General features: G+C 72.9%; 12 protein-coding genes. 3 read left to right on the top strand and 9 right to left on the bottom strand.

Annotated features, from left to right (window positions below; all coding sequences use genetic code 11):
* Positions 1 to 13: 13 nt before the first annotated feature.
* Positions 14 to 3,649: a transcription-repair coupling factor gene (mfd, locus tag ABC138_RS03080; RefSeq protein WP_068423998.1), complete on the bottom strand. Its 3,636-nt coding sequence runs from the start codon at positions 3,647 to 3,649 to the stop codon at positions 14 to 16.
* A 97-nt stretch (positions 3,650 to 3,746) separates the two neighbouring features.
* Here mfd and ABC138_RS03075 point away from each other — a divergent pair, with 97 nt between their 5' ends.
* Positions 3,747 to 5,786: a TPM domain-containing protein gene (locus ABC138_RS03075; protein ID WP_345912718.1), complete on the top strand. Its 2,040-nt coding sequence runs from the start codon at positions 3,747 to 3,749 to the stop codon at positions 5,784 to 5,786.
* A gap of 81 nt (positions 5,787 to 5,867) precedes the next feature.
* Positions 5,868 to 6,584, top strand: a complete 717-nt coding sequence (locus tag ABC138_RS03070) for a PspA/IM30 family protein (RefSeq protein WP_068423718.1) — start codon at positions 5,868 to 5,870, stop codon at positions 6,582 to 6,584.
* A 111-nt stretch (positions 6,585 to 6,695) separates the two neighbouring features.
* Here the strand turns inward: ABC138_RS03070 and pth are convergent, their stop codons facing one another.
* The 3 genes from pth to ABC138_RS03055 form a co-directional block, all read right to left on the bottom strand.
* Complete coding sequence (pth, locus tag ABC138_RS03065) at positions 6,696 to 7,286, bottom strand: aminoacyl-tRNA hydrolase (protein ID WP_345912717.1); 591 nt, start codon at positions 7,284 to 7,286, stop codon at positions 6,696 to 6,698.
* Positions 7,287 to 7,434: 148 nt separating this feature from the next.
* On the bottom strand, positions 7,435 to 8,118 hold the full coding sequence (locus ABC138_RS03060; RefSeq protein WP_068321605.1) for a 50S ribosomal protein L25/general stress protein Ctc: 684 nt from the start codon (positions 8,116 to 8,118) through the stop codon (positions 7,435 to 7,437).
* 184 nt (positions 8,119 to 8,302) lie between these two features.
* Complete coding sequence (locus ABC138_RS03055; protein WP_345912716.1) at positions 8,303 to 9,319, bottom strand: DMT family transporter; 1,017 nt, start codon at positions 9,317 to 9,319, stop codon at positions 8,303 to 8,305.
* A gap of 55 nt (positions 9,320 to 9,374) precedes the next feature.
* Here ABC138_RS03055 and ABC138_RS03050 point away from each other — a divergent pair, with 55 nt between their 5' ends.
* Complete coding sequence (locus ABC138_RS03050; protein ID WP_068321599.1) at positions 9,375 to 9,929, top strand: CGNR zinc finger domain-containing protein; 555 nt, start codon at positions 9,375 to 9,377, stop codon at positions 9,927 to 9,929.
* A 3-nt stretch (positions 9,930 to 9,932) separates the two neighbouring features.
* On the opposite strand, the gene ABC138_RS03045 is transcribed toward ABC138_RS03050, so the two are convergent.
* From ABC138_RS03045 to ABC138_RS03025, 5 genes are all read right to left on the bottom strand, one after another.
* Positions 9,933 to 10,904, bottom strand: coding sequence for a ribose-phosphate diphosphokinase (locus tag ABC138_RS03045; protein ID WP_068321596.1), 972 nt, complete (start codon positions 10,902 to 10,904; stop codon positions 9,933 to 9,935).
* Positions 10,901 to 12,382, bottom strand: coding sequence for a bifunctional UDP-N-acetylglucosamine diphosphorylase/glucosamine-1-phosphate N-acetyltransferase GlmU (gene glmU, locus ABC138_RS03040; protein ID WP_345912715.1), 1,482 nt, complete (start codon positions 12,380 to 12,382; stop codon positions 10,901 to 10,903). The genes ABC138_RS03045 and glmU overlap by 4 nt, the downstream gene beginning before the upstream one ends.
* Positions 12,383 to 12,568: 186 nt before the next feature.
* Positions 12,569 to 14,254 carry a phosphoenolpyruvate--protein phosphotransferase gene (gene ptsP / locus ABC138_RS03035; protein WP_068321593.1) on the bottom strand — a complete coding sequence of 562 codons (1,686 nt, stop codon included), beginning with the start codon at positions 14,252 to 14,254 and terminating at the stop codon, positions 12,569 to 12,571.
* Positions 14,255 to 14,259: 5 nt separating this feature from the next.
* Entirely contained in the window at positions 14,260 to 14,532 is a 273-nt protein-coding gene (locus ABC138_RS03030) for an HPr family phosphocarrier protein (RefSeq protein WP_068321589.1), read from the bottom strand.
* Between the two features lie 71 nt (positions 14,533 to 14,603).
* Positions 14,604 to 16,658, bottom strand: coding sequence for a fructose-specific PTS transporter subunit EIIC (locus ABC138_RS03025; protein WP_345912714.1), 2,055 nt, complete (start codon positions 16,656 to 16,658; stop codon positions 14,604 to 14,606).
* Positions 16,659 to 16,675 lie beyond the last annotated feature (17 nt).

Here is a 16,675-nt window from a genome sequence, read left to right as displayed (position 1 = left end):
TTTCGTCCGGTCCTCAGCGCGAGCGCGAGGTGTCTCGGGGCGCCGTCGCCCCGCTGTCCACGATGACATCATCGAGCATGACCTGACGGATGAGGTCAGTGGCCCACGTGAGCACCGCGGTGTCCCGCAGCGGGGTCCCCCCGATGCGCGCGGTCGTGGGCTTGGGGACGAGCACCGTCTGGGTGCCCTCCTTGTAGCTCGACCTGGGGTAGAGGCGGGCCAGCCGCAGCTCCTGGCTCTCGCGGAGCCGGGCCGGGGCGAAGCGCACGTTGGCCCCCTGGGCCACGACATCGGTCAGTCCGGCCGAGCGCACGACGATCCGCAGGCGGGCGACCTCGACGAGGTTGCGCACCGGCTCCGGCGGCTGGCCGTAGCGGTCGGTGAGCTCCTCGAGGATCTCGGTGAGGTCGGCCTCGGTCTCCGCGGACGCGAGCTTCTTGTACGCCTCCAGCCGCAGCCGCTCCCCCGGGATGTACTCGTGCGGCAGGTGGGCGTCGACGGGCAGCTCGATCTTGACCTCGGCCGGCGCGGCCTCCCCTTCGCCCTTGAAGTCCGCGACGGCCTCGCCGACCATCCGCACGTACAGGTCGAAACCGACGCCCGCGATGTGGCCGGACTGCTCGCCGCCGAGCAGGTTGCCCGCGCCGCGGATCTCGAGGTCCTTCATCGCCACCTGCATGCCGGAGCCGAGGTCGGTGTTGCTCGCGATCGTCTCGAGGCGGTCGTGGGCCATCTCCGTGAGCGGCTTGTCCGGCGGGTAGAGGAAGTAGGCGTAGGCGCGCTCGCGCCCGCGCCCGACGCGGCCGCGCAGCTGGTGCAGCTGGCTCAGGCCGAAGCGGTCGGCGCGGTCGAGGATCAGCGTGTTGGCGTTGGAGATGTCCAGGCCGGTCTCGACGATCGTCGTGCACACGAGGACGTCGAAGCGCCGCTCCCAGAAGTCGAGGACGACCTGCTCGAGCCGGTGCTCGCCCATCTTGCCGTGGGCGGTCTCGACGCGGGCGTCGGGCACGAGCTCGCGGATGCGGGCCGCGGTCTTGTCGATCGTGCTGACGTTGTTGTGCACGTAGAAGACCTGCCCCTCGCGCATGAGCTCGCGGTGGATCGCGGCGGCGACCTGCTTCTCCTCGTAGCCGCCGACGAAGGTGAGCACCGGGTGGCGCTCCTCCGGGGGCGTGGCGAGGGTCGACATCTCGCGGATGCCGGTGACCGCCATCTCGAGGGTGCGCGGGATCGGTGTGGCCGACATGGCGAGCACGTCGACGTTGGTGCGCATCGCCTTGAGCTGCTCCTTGTGCTCGACGCCGAAGCGCTGCTCCTCGTCGATGATGACCAGGCCGAGGTCCTTGAACTTCACCTCGTTGCCGAGGATCCGGTGGGTGCCGATGACGAGGTCGATCGCACCGGACTCCATGCCCTCGAGCACCTCCTTGGCCTGCTTGTCGGTCTGGAAGCGGCTCAGCGCCCTGACGGTGACGGGGAAGCCGGCGTACCGCTCGGAGAAGGTGTTGAGGTGCTGCTGCACGAGCAGGGTCGTCGGCACGAGGACGGCGACCTGCTTGCCGTCCTGGATCGCCTTGAAGGCCGCCCGGACCGCGATCTCGGTCTTGCCGTAGCCGACGTCGCCGCAGATCAGGCGGTCCATCGGGACCGTCTTCTCCATGTCGTCCTTGACCTCGTCGATGGTGGTCAGCTGGTCGGGCGTCTCGATGTGGGCGAAGGCGTCCTCGAGCTCGCGCTGCCACGGGGTGTCCGGGCCGAAGGCGTGGCCGGGCGTCGCCATGCGCGCGCTGTAGAGACGGATGAGCTCACCGGCGATCTGGCGCACGTGGCGCTTGGCGCGCGACTTGGTCTTGTGCCAGTCGCTGCCGCCCATCTTGTTGAGCGGCGGGGCGTCGCCGCCCACGTAGCGGGTCACCTGGTCGAGCTGATCGGTCGGCACGAAGAGCCGGTCGCCGGGGTGCCCCTTGCGGGACGGGGCGTACTCGATGACGAGGTACTCACGGGTCGCGCCCTGCACGGTCCGCTGGATCATCTCGACGAAGGACCCGACGCCGTGCTGCTCGTGGACGACGTGGTCCCCGGGACGCAGCTGGAGCGGGTCGACCTGCTTGCGCCGGCGCGAGGGCATCCGGCGCATGTCGCGCGTGCTCGCCCCGGCCCCGCTCGAGCCGAGCAGGTCGGCCTCGGTGAGCACGGCGAACCGCCGCTCGGGCACGACGAACCCCGTGCCGAGGCTGGCCCGGGTGAGCGCGACGACGCCCGCCGTGAGCGTGACCGGCTCCCCCTCGTCCGCGACGCGGGTCGGGACGCCCGCGTCACCGAGGACCTCGGTGACGCGCTTGACGAGTCCCGGGCCGTCGGTGGCGATCAGCACCTGCCAGCCCTCCCCGGTCCACTCGCGCAGCTGGGCGATCGCGGCCTCGGTGTTGCCGCGGAAGTGCGGCGGCTCCTCGGCCGGCACCCGCAGGCCCACGTGGTCGTGGTCGACCCGGTCGTCCAGGTCGGCGGCGATGGCCGCGAGCTCGTCGTCGACGGCGAAGGGGGTGACGCTCCACCACGGCAGCCCGATCTCGAGCGCGTGGTCGCGGGCCTGCCCCAGGGTCCAGTGGGAGGCCGTGCCGAGCACGCCCTCGAGGTCGATCGGGACGGCGTTGCCCGCGGCGGCGTTGGCCCAGCTGGCCTGGAGGAACTCCTCGCTCGTCGAGACGAGGTCGTGCGCGCGGGCGCGCACCCGCTCGGGGTCGAGGACGACGACACCGGCGCCCTGCGGCAGGACGTCGAGGACCGACTCCATGCCGTCGACGAGGGCGGGCGCGAGCGACTCCATGCCCTCCACGGCGATGCCCTCGGCGACCTTGAGGAGCATGTCGGCGACGCCGGGCAGCTCCCCCGCGAGGGTCGCCGCGCGTCGACGCACGGTGTCGGTCAGCAGGACCTCCCGGCAGGGCGGGGCCCACATCTCGAGCGCCGTGTCGAGGCTGCGCTGGTCGGCGACCTTGAACCACCGGATCTCGTCGACCGTGTCGCCGAAGAACTCGACCCGGACGGGGTGCTCCTCGGTCGGCGGGAAGACGTCGAGGATGCCGCCGCGGACCGCGAACTCACCGCGGCGCTCGACGAGGTCGGTGCGCACGTAGGCGGCACCCGCGAGCGCCTCGGTGACCTCGGTGAGCGCCGCCTCGTCGCCGACGCGCAGCCGCACCGGCTCGAGATCGGCCAGCCCCTTGGCGATCGGCTGCAGGACGGCCCGGACCGAGGCGATGACGTAGCCGGGCCGGCCGTGGCCCTCCCCCGCGTCGGGGTGCGCCAGCCGGCGCAGGACGGCCAGCCGACGGCCGACGGTGTCGCTGCGGGGGCTGAGCCGCTCGTGCGGCAGCGTCTCCCAGCTCGGGAAGGTGACCACCTGCTCGTGGCCGACGAGCTCGCCGAGCGCGGTGGCGATGTCGTCGGCCTCGCGCGCGGTCGAGGTGACGACGAGCCTCGGTGCGTGCGAGGCGCGGTCGCCACCGATGCAGGCGACCGTGGGCGCCCGCAGACCGGTGGGCGCGACGATGTCGACCAGGTCGCTGGCGTCGCGGTGTCGTGGGATGTCGGCGAGACCGGGCAGGCCGGCGATCGCACTCAGGAGCGGGGCGAGGGAGGAAGTCATGCTGGCCATGATTCTGCCGCACCTGTCTGTAATACTCAGCAAGCACTGGGCTCCGGCGACAGGCCGGGGGCTCGCGCACCAAGGGGCAGGGCACCGGATGACCGACCGCACGCGACGTCTGGGCGGGGTCCTGTGCGGCCTCGCGGGTGCTGCCGCACTGGTGCTCGGCGCCTCGCCGGCAGGCGCGACGACCAGATCCGCCCCACCGCAGGTCACGGTCGCCGCCGCCCCCGCGGAGGCCCCCTTCTCCCTGCCGGAGCAGATCACCGACCGGGCGGACGTCCTCGACGAGGGCGCCCTGCAGGACGACCTCGACACCCTCCAGCGCGAGCGCGGCATCCAGCTGTGGGTCGTCTACGTCGACAGCTTCGACGGGCGGTCCGGCGAGGAGTGGGTCAGGGCGACCTACGAGGAGTCCGGCTTCGGGACCAACGACGTGCTGCTCGCCGTCGCCGTCGAGGACCGCGCCTACGGCATGTGGGCCCAGGAGGGCGCCGGCGTCACCCCGGACCTGCTGACGCAGGTCCAGACCGCCGACGTCGAGCCGCGGCTGGGCCGGGACGACTGGGACGGTGCCGTGACCGCCGCGGCGCAGGGCCTCGACGAGCGCTACGGCGACAGCAGCGGTGGCAGTGGCGGGGGCATCCTCGGCGGGTTCAACCTCTTCTCCTTCTTCCCCCTCCTGCTGGTCGGGATGTTCCTCCTGCCGGTCATCGGCAAGGTCATCGGCGCCGTCCGCGGGCGCCGCGACCCCCGACCCGCGGCCCCGCCGATCGGCCAGCCCGGGCCCGTCCTGCCCTCCGTCCCCACCGACCAGCTGCGTCAGCAGGTCGCGAGGGCCCTCGTCGACCTCGACAACGCGATCCGCGCCTCGGGTCAGGAGCTGTCCTTCGCGCAGGCCCAGTTCGGCGAGCAGGCGACCCAGCAGTTCACCGCCGCGCTCGAGGCGGCCCGTGGCCAGGCCGCCGAGGCCTTCCGCATCCAGCAGGAGCTCGACGTCGCCCGCGGAGCAGGTCGCCTCGTCGAGGCCGAGGAACGCGCGCGGCTGGCGCAGGTCCTCGAGCTGACCCGGTCAGCGGACGCCGAGCTCGACGCCCAGGAGGCCGAGTTCGCCAGGCTGCGCGACCTGGAGGCCACCGTCCCGCAGTTCCTCGCCTCGCTGCGGACCCGGGTCGCTGAGGTCGAGGCCCGGGTGCCGGTCGCGCAGCAGGAGCTCGCGGGGCTGTCCGCGACCCACGCCCGCGATGCGCTCACCACGCTCGTGGCCAACGTCGAGCAGGCGCCCCGCCTCATCCAGTCGGCGCGCGGTTTCGTCACCACCGGGGAGCAGCACGTGCAGGCCGGCGACCGTCCGTCGGCGGTCGCGGCCGCCCGGGCCGCTGAGGACGCCCTCGGCCAGGCGGACAGCCGACTCGAGACGGTCCTGTCCGCGCGCTCCGTGCTGGCCGACGCCGCCGCGGCCCTCGACCAGGCCCTGGCCTCGATCTCCTCCGACCTGCTCGACGCCACGCGACTGCAGGCCAACGACCAGATGACCCTCTCCGCGGTCGCCGAGGCGCAGCGCGCCGTCGAGATCGGCACCCGGGCCCGTGGCGGCGGCGACGTCATCGGCGCCCTGAGCACCCTCGAGCGCGCTGAGCACTACCTCGACACCGCCCTCGAGCGGTACCGCAAGGACGCCGACCGCGCCGGCGCCAGGGTGGAGAAGTTCGACCGACGCTACGAGCACGTGCGCTCCCGCATCGTCACCCTCGAGCGCGAGCTGGACAGCGTGCGCGGGTGGGTCGACGCCGAGCCGCGCACCCAGCTGCGCGAGGCCTCCCGCCTGCTGTCGCTGGCCCACGGCGAGCGCGAGCGCAACCTCGACCTGGCCGCCGAGCACCTCACCGGGGCCGAGGTCCTCGCCGAGCGCGTGGCCGGCAGCCTGCACTCCCGGGACGACGACTGGGGCGGCTTCGGCGGGGGCACCCCCCGCGGCAGGAGCGGCATCGACATCGGCTCCCTCGTCCTCGGCGGCATCCTCTCCGGCGGCTTCGGTGGCCGGGGCGGCGGCTGGGGCGGCTCCTCCGGCGGGTTCGGGGGCGGCTTCGGCGGCGGCGGTGGAGGCGGCGGCTTCGGCGGGGGTGGTCGCTTCTGACCGCGGCCACTACCAGCACCAGCACGTGAACCGATCACCAGGCACCACGACCGGCGGTCCCACCGCCAGGAGGAACGCACGATGACCAAGAAGCAGACCATCCTCGGCCGCGTCAGCCAGCTGGCCAAGGCCAACATCAACGCCCTCCTCGACCGCGCCGAGGACCCGGAGAAGATGCTCGACCAGCTCGTCCGGGACTACACCAACTCCATCGCCGAGGCGGAGGAGGCCGTGGCCCAGACCATCGCGCACACGCGCATGGCCGAGGGCGACCTCAAGGCCGACCAGGAGGCCGCGACCGAGTGGGGGCGCAAGGCCGCTGCCGCGGCCGCGAAGGCCGACGAGCTCACCGCCGCCGGCGACACCGCCGGCGCCGAGAAGTTCACCAACCTCGCCCGCGTCGCCCTGCAGCGCCAGATCCAGCACGAGGGCGAGGCCAAGGAGGCCGAGCCGGCCATCGCGCAGCAGAACGCGCAGGTCGAGCAGCTCAAGTCCGGTCTCGTGCAGATGAAGACCAAGCTCGAGGACCTGAAGTCCCGCCGCTCGACCCTCGTCGCCCGCGCCCGCTCGGCCGAGGCCCAGTCCCGCGTCCAGGAGGCCATCGGCTCCATCGACGTCATGGACCCGACGAGCGAGCTGGGTCGCTTCGAGGACCGCATCCGCCAGCAGGAGGCGCTCGTCCAGGGCCGCGCCGAGGCGCAGTCGACCTCCCTCGAGGACCAGTTCGCCGAGCTCGAGGACCACAGCCAGGACGCCGAGATCGAGGCGCGCCTGGCCGCCTTGCGCAAGCAGGCCTGAGCGCCGCGCACCACGCGCCCCACGATTCTCGGGTCACCCGATAAACCTCGCCTTCGCAAGAGTTTGAAACTCATGCGAAGGCGAGGTTTCTCTTGCTCAGGCCAGGATGTCTCAGGCGCGCGGGGCGTGGACGACCTGCTGCGCGTCGGTCAGGCCCTTGTCGATGAGCAGCTCGACCGCGTCTGCCGCGTCGTCGACGAGGAAAGGCAGCTCCTTGCGCTCGGTCGAGCTGAAGTCCTTGAGCACGTACGCGGCGGCGTCCATGCGACCGGGCGGTCGGCCGATGCCCACGCGCACCCGCAGGTAGTCCTTGGTCCCGAAGCTGCTGGAGATCGAGCGCAGGCCGTTGTGGCCCCCTTCGCCGCCGCCGAGCTTGAGCCGCACCTCGCCGAAGTGGATATCGAGCTCGTCGTGCAGCACGATCGTGCGCTCGGGCGGGACGGAGAAGAAGCTCGCGAGACCCTTGGTCGGGCCGCCGGAGAGGTTCATGTACGAGCTCGGGATGGCGATGATCGCGCGCGTCCCGGGCATCGACCCGAGGCGGATCGACTCCGCCGCGGCGCCGGCCTTGTGGCTGCGCAGCCTCGCCCCCGCGCGCTCGGCGAGGTGCTCGACCACCATCGCCCCGACATTGTGCCGGTTGCCCGCGTACTGCGGTCCGGGGTTGCCGAGACCGACCACGAGCCAGGTGTCATCACTCACGGGGCCCCACTCTAGGCAATGTCGCAGGCAGGTCCCGCGCCTGCCGCAGACGGACGAAGGGCGGGACCTCCGTGGTGGAGGTCCCGCCCTTCGAGACGGCCGCGAGCGGCCTCCTCAGGGAACGCCCTTCGAGACGGTGGGTGTGGAGTCACTCCTGCTCGGAGGACTCCTCGCCGCCCTCGGAGGACTCGCCCTCGGCGGCCTCGGCGGCCTCGGCGTCGGACTCGTCGTGCTCGATGCCGGCCTCGGCCTCGGCCTCGGCGAGCTCGGCCTCCAGCTCCTCCGCGGAGATCTGCTGGGTGATGTTGACGACGAGCAGCTCCGGGTCGGAGACGAGGGTCGCGCCGGCGGGCATCTCGACCTGGCTCGCCAGGACCTGGGTGCCGACCTCGAGGCCCTCGACGGAGACGGTGAGGCCCTCGGGCAGGTTGGTGACGTCGGCCTCGATCTCGAGGGTCTGGGCGTCGAGCGTCACGACGGTCTCGGGAGCCGCGTCGCCCTCGACGTGGACGGGGACCTCGACGGTGACCTTCTCGCCGCGCTTGACGATGACGAGGTCGACGTGCTCGATGATCGGCTTGATCGGGTCGCGCTGGACGTCCTTGGCCAGGGCCAGCTGGTCGCCCTCACCGTCGACGGCGATGGTGAGCAGGGCGTTGGGGTTCTTCAGCGCCTGGAAGGTGTCGTGGAAGGGCAGCGCGAGGTGGATGGGGGCCTCGCCGTGGCCGTAGAGGACCGCGGGGACCTTCTCGGCGCGGCGCAGCTTGCGGGCCGCGCCCTTGCCGAACTCGGTGCGCTTGTCGGAAACCAGGCGGATCTCGTCGCTGGACATGTGGTGCTCCTTGTCGTGGGGGTGTGCCCGCGAAGGGAGCGGGCGAGTCTCGGGCGGTGGCCTCGACGCGGGACGTGGCGCGGACGAAGGGTGTCGACGCGCAGGCGAACCCACATGGCGGCACCGCGTCGATCACGGATCGCTGCGACCGTGCAGCGTCCCTCGCCGAGGCAACCCCGAGATCCTAGTGGACCCGCGTGGCGTCGGCCAAACCGGCCCCGATCGCCTCGTCCGTGGGCGTCGGGAGGGCGGGGCCCTCCCCTTCGCCCAGCTTGACCATGACGACGCCCGCGAGGACCGCGACGCCGCCGAGCAGCTGGCCCGGGCTCATCGCCTCGCCGACGAGGAGCCAGGCGAAGGTGATCGCGAGGAGGACCTCGCTCAGGCCGACGAAGGAGGCGACCGTGCCGCCGAGGACGCGGGCCGCCGCGATGCCCGTCGCGTAGGCGACGGCCCCGGCGACCAGCGCGAGCTCGAGGACCGCGGCCCACCACGGCAGCGACCAGCCGCCGAGCGTGACGTCGGCCGTGCCGGCCGACCACGGGAGGATGCCGAGCGCAGTGGTGGCCACGAGGCTGAGGGCGCCGACCGCGAGGCCGCCCCCGGCGAGCGCGATGGGCGGCAGCGAGTGCTCGCTCTCGTGCGCGGCGACGAGGAAGAAGACGACGAGGCCGACGGCGGCGAGCAGGCCCCACAGGACACCCACGACGTCCAGCTCGGCCCCGGACGCCACGTCGAGGACGAGGACGAGCCCGACGATCGCGGCGACGACGCCGGCCGAGGTCAGCCGGCTCGGCCGGTGGCCGCGGCGCGCCCACATCCAGCCCACGATGAGCACCGGCGCGAGGTACTCGAGGAGGAGCGCGACGCCGACGGACAGGCTGTCGACCGCCATGAAGTACGCGAACTGGCAGCCCGCCACGGCGAGGAGGCCGTAGGCGAGGACGGGGACGACATTGCGCCGCAGGAGGTGCCAGCGCCCGCGCATCGCGACGGCCGTCGGGCCGGCGAGGAGCAGCGCGGCGCCGACGATGCGCAGCGTGACGACGGCGGCCGGGCTCCACCCGGTGGCCATGAGCGCGGTGCCGAAGGTGCCGGACGAGCCGAAGGCGGCGGCCGAGAAGAGCGCGATGCCCAGCCCGACGACGAAGGGGGTCTGGTGACCCGTGGTGGCGGCCCGCACGGCTGCTCCTGACGTCATGAGTGAAGTAACCTGTTGCTGATGACGCTAGACCTCGACGCCGTCAGGAGTCAACGTGACCTTTGCCCATGACACCGACGTGGCCCTGCGCACGGCCGCGGCGCTGGTCAACACGGGGGTCGGCGCCTTCCCCGACGAGCAGGGCGACACCCTGGCCACCCTCGAGGCCCTCCACGAGTTCTACGTCGGGTGGGGCTGGACGGGGCGCTTCGACGGCGACGCGGCCGAGCTCGAGCAGGTGCGCAGGCTGCGGGACCGGCTGCGCGGGGTGTGGGTCCGCGCCGAGGACGAGGCGGCGGCGGTCGAGGCCGTCAACGAGCTGCTGCGCGACGGACGCGCCCTCCCCCAGCTCGTCGACCACGACGACTACGGCTGGCACATCCACGCGACCGACGCGGACGCCCCCTTCGCCCGGCGGGTGCAGGTCGAGGCCGCGATGGCCTTCGTCGACGTCATCCGTGCCGGTGAGCTCTCCCGGCTGCGCGTCTGCGCCGCCGACGACTGCGACGACGTGCTCGTCGACCTCTCCCGCAACCGGTCCCGGCGCTACTGCGACGGCGGCTGCGGCAACCGCCTCGCCGCCGCCGCCTACCGCTCGCGGCAGGGCTGAGCCTCAGGTGAAGAGGCTGGTGACCGACCCGTCCTCGAAGACCTCACGGATGGCGCGAGAGACGAGGGGGGCGATCGACAGGACCGTGAGGCCGTCGAACTTCTGCTCGTCGGAGAGCGGGAGGGTGTCGGTGACGACGATCTCCTCGGCGGCGCAGGCCTGCATGCGCTCGACGGCCGGGCCGGAGAAGATCGCGTGCGTCGCGGCGATGATGACGCCGGCGGCACCGTCGGCCATGAGCGCGTCCGCAGCCTTGGTGATCGTGCCGGCGGTGTCGATCATGTCGTCGACGAGCACGCACCAGCGGCCCTCGACCTCACCGACGACGCGGTTGGCGACGGACTCGTTCGGCCGGTCGATGTCGCGGGTCTTGTGGATGAAGGCCAGCGGGACGCCGCCGAGCTGGCGGGACCACTGCTCGGCGACCTTGATCCGGCCGGCATCCGGGGAGACGACGGCGAGCTCACGGTCGCCGTACTTGTCCTTGACGTAGTCCGCGAGGATCGGCCGGGCCATGAGGTGGTCGACCGGCCCGTCGAAGAAGCCCTGGATCTGGTCGGTGTGCAGGTCGACCGCGATGAGCCGGTCGGCCCCGGCGGTCTTGAAGAGGTCGGCCATGAGGCGGGCCGAGATCGGCTCGCGGCCGCGGTGCTTCTTGTCCTGGCGGGCGTAGCCGTAGAAGGGCTGGACCACGGTGATCCGCTTGGCGCTCGCGCGCTTGAGGGCGTCGACCATGAGCAGCTGCTCCATGATCGCCTCGTTGATCGGCGTCGCGTGGCTCTGCAGGACGAAGGCGTCGCAGCCGCGCACCGACTCCTCGTAGCGCACGTAGATCTCGCCGTTGGCGAACTCGTAGGCGCTCGAGGGCACGAGCTCGGTCCCGAGCTTCTCCGCGACCGCCTCGGCGAGCGCCGGGTGGGTCCGCCCCGTGAAGACCATGAGGTTCTTCTCGGTGGTCTTGTTGATACCGGTCACTTGGTGTCCTCGCTGCTGTCGGGGGTGGCGGACGAAGGGGGCTGGGCTGCGGCGAGCGCGGCGGCCTCGGTCTGGGTGCCGGGCCGCTGCCTGGCGACCCAGCCGTCGACGTTGCGCTGGTGGCCGCGGGCGACGGCGAGCTGGCCGGGGCCGACGGCCTCCGTCACCGCGGAGCCGGCGGCGACGTAGGCACCGTCGGCGATCTCGACGGGCGCGACGAGCACGGCGTCGGAGCCGATGAAGGAGTGGCGCCCGACGACGGTCCGGTGCTTGTGGACACCGTCGTAGTTGGCGAAGATCGTGCCGGCGCCGATGTTGGCGCCCTCCTTGATGTCGGCGTCCCCCGCGTACGTGAGGTGAGGGACCTTGGCCCCCTCGCCGATCTTCGTGTTCTTGGTCTCGACGAAGCCGCCGATCTTCCCCTTCGCCCCGAGCTCGGTCCCCGGACGCAGGTACGAGAAGGGGCCGACCTTGGCACCGTCGCCGATGACCGCGAGCAGGCCCTCGGCGCGCTTGACCTCCGCCCCGTCGCCCACCTCGCAGTCGGTGAGCGTGACGTCCGGCCCGATCGTCGCCTCCGCGCCGATGCTCGTGGCCCCCAGCAGCTGGGTGCCGGGGAGCAGGCGGGTGTCCTGGCCGATGGTCACGTCGACGTCGATCCAGGTCGTGTCGGGGTCGATGATCGTCACGCCGGCACGCATGTGGCGCTCGCAGGTGCGGCGGTTGAGCTCCTTGCCGAGCTGGGCGAGCTGGACGCGGTCGTTGACGCCCTCGGTCTGCCACAGGTCGGTGAGGACGTGGGCGGCGACCGTCCCCCCGGCGGCACGCGCCAGCTGGAGGACGTCGGTCAGGTACTTCTCGCCCTGGGCGTTGTCGCTCCTGACGTTGGCCAGCTCGCGGCGCAGCACGGCGGCGTCGAAGGCGTAGATGCCCGAGTTGATCTCGCGGATGCCGCGCTCGGCCTCGGTGGCGTCCTTGAACTCCACGATCCGCTCGACGTGGCCGTCGGCGTCGCGGACGATGCGGCCGTAGGACTTGGCGTCCTCGAGCACCGAGGTGATGACGGTGACCGCCGCGCGCTCCTCGTGGTGCACCCGGGTCAGCTCGCTGATCGTCTCGGCGGACAGCAGCGGGACATCGCCCATCGTCACGACGACGGTGCCGGTGAGGTCGGCCGGGAGGACCTCGAGGCCGCACTCGACGGCTCGGCCGGTGCCCTTGACCTCGTCCTGGTCGGCGGTGCGGCAGGCCAGCCCGCTGCGCTGCGCGTACTCCTCGATGAAGGCGGCGACCCGATCCCGCTGGTGGCGGACGACGACCACCGTCTCCGCGGCGCCGGCACCCGCGGCGGCACGCATGGCGTGACCGAGGAGCGGGGCCCCACCCAGGGGGTGGAGGACCTTGGGGAGGGTCGATTTCATCCGGGTGCCCTCGCCCGCGGCGAGGATGATGACTGCGTCGGGACGGACGTCTTTCACGCGGTTGATCTCCGAGGTGTCGGGGGTGCGGCCGGCCGACCGGGCCGCCTCGCCACTGTAGCGGCCGATCGGCGCGCCCCTCGACCCGGCGCCCCCCGACCGCGACGGACCGACAGGACTCTGCATTCCCCTAGGGCAATGCAGAGTCTCGACGTCGAGGGGCTGCATTGCCCTAGGGGAATGCCGTCACAGGAGGTCGCGCAGGCCCGGGTCGGCGAGGTCGAGCGCGGCGCGCAGGGCGTCCGCTGCCGTCCGGGCGTCCCGCACGGCGACGGCGATCCGCTGGCAGTCCGGGCGGGAGTGCAGCGAGAGGGCGAGCCGGACCATCGGCACCCTGGAGGGGGCCATCGACAGGCTCGAGGCGCCGAGGCCGACGAGGACCAGGGCGAGCAGCGGGTCGCCCGCCGCCTCGCCGCACACACCGATCGGGGTCCCGGTCGCCGCTCCCCCGTCGCACGCGGCGGCGATGACGTCGAGGACGGCCGGCTGCCAGGGGTCGAGCAGGTCGGACAGCTCACCCTGCATCCGGTCCGCCGCGAGGGTGTACTGCGACAGGTCGTTGGTCCCGATGCTCGCGAAGTCCAGGTCGGCCAGGACGTGCCGCGAGCGAAGGGCGGCGGCCGGCACCTCGATCATCACGCCGACCGTGGGCAGCCCGTGCTCGCGCACCCGCCGGGCGAACCAGTCCGCCTCCTCGGCGGTGGCGACCATCGGGGCCATGACCCGCACGTCGGCTCCGGTGTCCGCGGCGGCCACGGCGAGCGCCGCGAGCTGGGTGTCGAGCAGCTCGGGTCGGGCGGCGGACAGCCGCAGGCCGCGACGGCCGAGGGCCGGGTTCTCCTCGGGACCGAGGTCGGCGAAGGACAACGGCTTGTCGGCGCCGGCGTCGAGGGTGCGCACGACGACGCGCCGGTCCCCGAAGGGGGCCAGGACCCGGCGGTAGATCTCCGCCTGCTCCTCGACGGTCGGGGCGGTCGTGGCGGAGAGGAAGACGAACTCGGTCCGGAAGAGCCCGACCCCCTCGACGTCCTGGGCCGCAGCGGACTCCGCGTCCTCGACGTCACCGATGTTGGCCAGCAGCGGCACGGGGTGCCCGTCGCGCGTGCGCCCGGGACCGATGGCGCCGACCAGGGCCGCGGCGCGACGCTCCCGGCGTGCGGTGAGGTCGGCGACGAACTCCTCGCTGGGGTCGAGCGTCACGGTGCCGAGGTCCCCGTCGACGGCGACCGGCGTGCCGGCGACCAGCTCGAGCGCCCGGTCGCACTGCACGACGGCGGGGATGCCGCGCTGCGCGGCGAGGATGGCGGTGTGGCTCGTGCGGCCACCACCGCTGGTGACGATGGCCAGGACGAGGGCGCGGTCGAGGACGGCGGTCTCCGCCGGCGCGAGGTCCTCGGCGACGACGATGCTCGGCTCGGCGAGGTCCGGGACGCCGGGAGCTGGCACCCCGAGGACCGCCGCGACCGCCCGCGCGCCGACGTCCCTGAGGTCGGCGACGCGCTCGGCGAAGTACCCGCCGAGGGCCTCGAACTGCACGACGAACTCGTCCACGGCCGACTCGATCGCGGTGGCCGGCCCCTCCCCGGCGTCGAGGTGCGCACCCGCCGCCTTGAGCAGGCTCTTGTCCCGGGCGATGAGCGCGGTGGCCGACAGGATCTCGGCAGCGGTGTCCTCGACCCGGCCGGCGCGGTCCTCGAGGTCCCGGGCGACCGACTCGAAGGCCGCGGCGACCGCCCCCTTCGCCTGCTCCGGGTCGGTGGCGGCCGGCTCACCCTCGGGCGCGCGGACGGGCGGGGCGACGAGCACCACCGGGCCGTACGCGCTGCCCGGGGAGACGCCGATGCCGCGGCGCGTGCTGTCCTCGACGGCCATCGGGCTCACTCCTTGGCGTCGAGGTCGGTCTCGAGGAGCTCGACGAGACCGTCGAGGACCTCCTCGGCGCCGTCCCCGTCGGCGGAGATCTCGACCCGCTCGCCGTGCTTGGCCCCGAGAGCCATGACGCCGAGGATGCTCGTCGCGTCGACGGGCGCCTCGCCGAGGCGGGCGATCTGCACGTCGAGACCGGACTCGCTGGCCTGCTTGACGAACAGCGCGGCGGGCCGGGCGTGGAGACCGACGGAGGAGGCGATGGTGGTGGTGCGACGGGCCATGGGGTTCTCCTGGTGGTGTGGTGGTGGTCGGCGGTCAGCCGGCCCGCTGGCGCGGGCAGGCTCCCACCTTGTCAGGCGGCGACGCGCTGTGGCTGCGTGTCGACCGCCGTCGTGCGGGCCCCGAGGGACTTGAGGACGACGACGATCAGGGCCATCACGAGCACGCCGATCACGAGCGCGACGACGAACATGAGGAAGTTGCCCATGAGTGGCAGGACCCAGATGCCGCCGTGGGGTGCGCGCAGGGTGACCCCGGCGGCCAGGGCGATGCCCCCGGTGAGGGCCGATCCGACGACGGAGCCGGCGATGACCCGGACCGGGTCGGCAGCGGCGAAGGGGATGGCCCCCTCCGAGATGAACGACGCGCCGAGCAGCCAGGCCGCGCGGCCGTTCTCCCGCTCGGGCTCGGTGAAGAGCCGCGGCCGCACGGTGGTGGCGAGTGCCATGGCGAGGGGGGCGACCATGCCGGCCGCCATGACCGCGGCCATGATCTTCAGCTGGATGGCGTCGGTCGCCGCACCCGCCGTGGCCAGGCCGGTCGTGGCGAAGGCGTAGGCCACCTTGTTGACCGGGCCGCCGAGGTCGAAGCCCATCATCGCGCCGAGGATCAGACCCAGGACGAGCGAGCTGCCTCCGCCCATGCCCTCGAGCGCCGCCGTGAGGTTGTCCATGAGCCAGGTGATCGGCCGGCCGAGGACGGTGATGAAGAGGCCGGCGGTGATGAAGGTGGACAGCAGCGGGATGACGACGACGGGCATGATGCCGCGCACGCCGGCGGGCACGGTCCAGCCGGCGAGCCACCGGGCGACGAAGCCCGCGAGGAACCCGGTGGCCAGGCCACCGAGGAAGCCGGCACCCATCGTCGCCGCGATCCAGCCGCCGACGATGCCGGGGACGAGGCCCGGACGGTCGGCGATGGCGTAGGCGATGTAGCCGGAGAGGATCGGCACCAGGAAGCCGAAGGCGGCGCCGCCCATGACGTACAGGAGCGCGGCCCACGAGGTGAGGCTCACCGGGTTGAAGCTGTTGGTGATGTTGTACTTCCCCTCCGCGTCGAGGGCGTACTTGGTGATCTCGATGGCGCCCTGCTCGCCGAGGGCGACCTGGGCGAGCATGAAGGACAGCGCGATGAGGATCCCGCCCGCGGCGACGAAGGGGATCATGTAGCTCACGCCGGTCATGAGCCACTGGCGCACCCTGGTGGCGGTGGACACCTCGTCCTGCGTGTCGGTGGAGTCGTCGGCCTCGGCGCGCGCGGCCTGCGCGGCGGCCCGGTCGGGGTCGGCAGCCCACTCGCGGGCCAGCGTCGTGGCGCGCCGGACGAGCTCGGGTGCGTCGGAGACGGCTTTCTTCACGCCCACGTCGACCGTGGGCTTGCCCGCGAACCGGTCCTTGTCCCGGACCTCGAGGTCGTGGGCGAAGATCACCGCGTCAGCGCTCTGGATCTCCTTGCGCGACAACGGCTTCGAGCCCGCAGAGCCCTGCGTCTCGACGGAGATCGTGTGCCCGGCCTCGGTGGCGGCGAGCTCGAGGGCCTCGGCCGCCATGTAGGTGTGGGCGATGCCGGTCGGGCAGGAGGTGACCGCGACGAGGTGGAGGGGCGCGTCCGACGGCGCTGCCGCCGGAGCCTCGGCCGGCGTTGCGGCCGGTGCTGCGGCCGGTGCTGCGGCGGCGGGCTCGTCCAGGGCCACCCGCGCGTTGACGATGTCGACGACCTCGGCCTCCGTCGTCGCCGCCTCGAGGTCCGCGCGGAAGCTCGTGTCCATGAGGGCCCTGGCGAGCTTGGGCAGGACCTGCATGTGCGCCTCTCCCCCGCCCCCGGGGGCGGCGATGAGGAAGACGAGGGTGGCGGGGCCGTCCGCCGCGCCCCAGTCGATCCCCTCGCGCGATCGTCCGAAGACGAGCGACGGCTCGGTGATCGCCGCGCTGCGGGCGTGGGGGATCCCGATGCCTCCGGGGAGACCGGTGGCCATGACCTCCTCACGGGCGCGCACGTCCTCGAGGAAGGCCTCGAGGTCCGTCGCGCGACCGGCGGTCACGAGGGTCTCGGCGAGCGTCCGGGTGGCCGCGTGCCGATCCGGGGCGACCAGGTCGAGCACGACCTGGGACTGGGTGATGAGCGCCATCTCGGGGTTCCTTTCGG

Source organism: Janibacter sp. LM (genome assembly GCF_039631275.1).
Classification (GTDB): Bacteria; Actinomycetota; Actinomycetes; order Actinomycetales; family Dermatophilaceae; genus Janibacter; species Janibacter terrae.
Note: the sequence above shows the minus strand (reverse complement) of the source record. Positions and strands in the feature narration are given on the sequence as shown.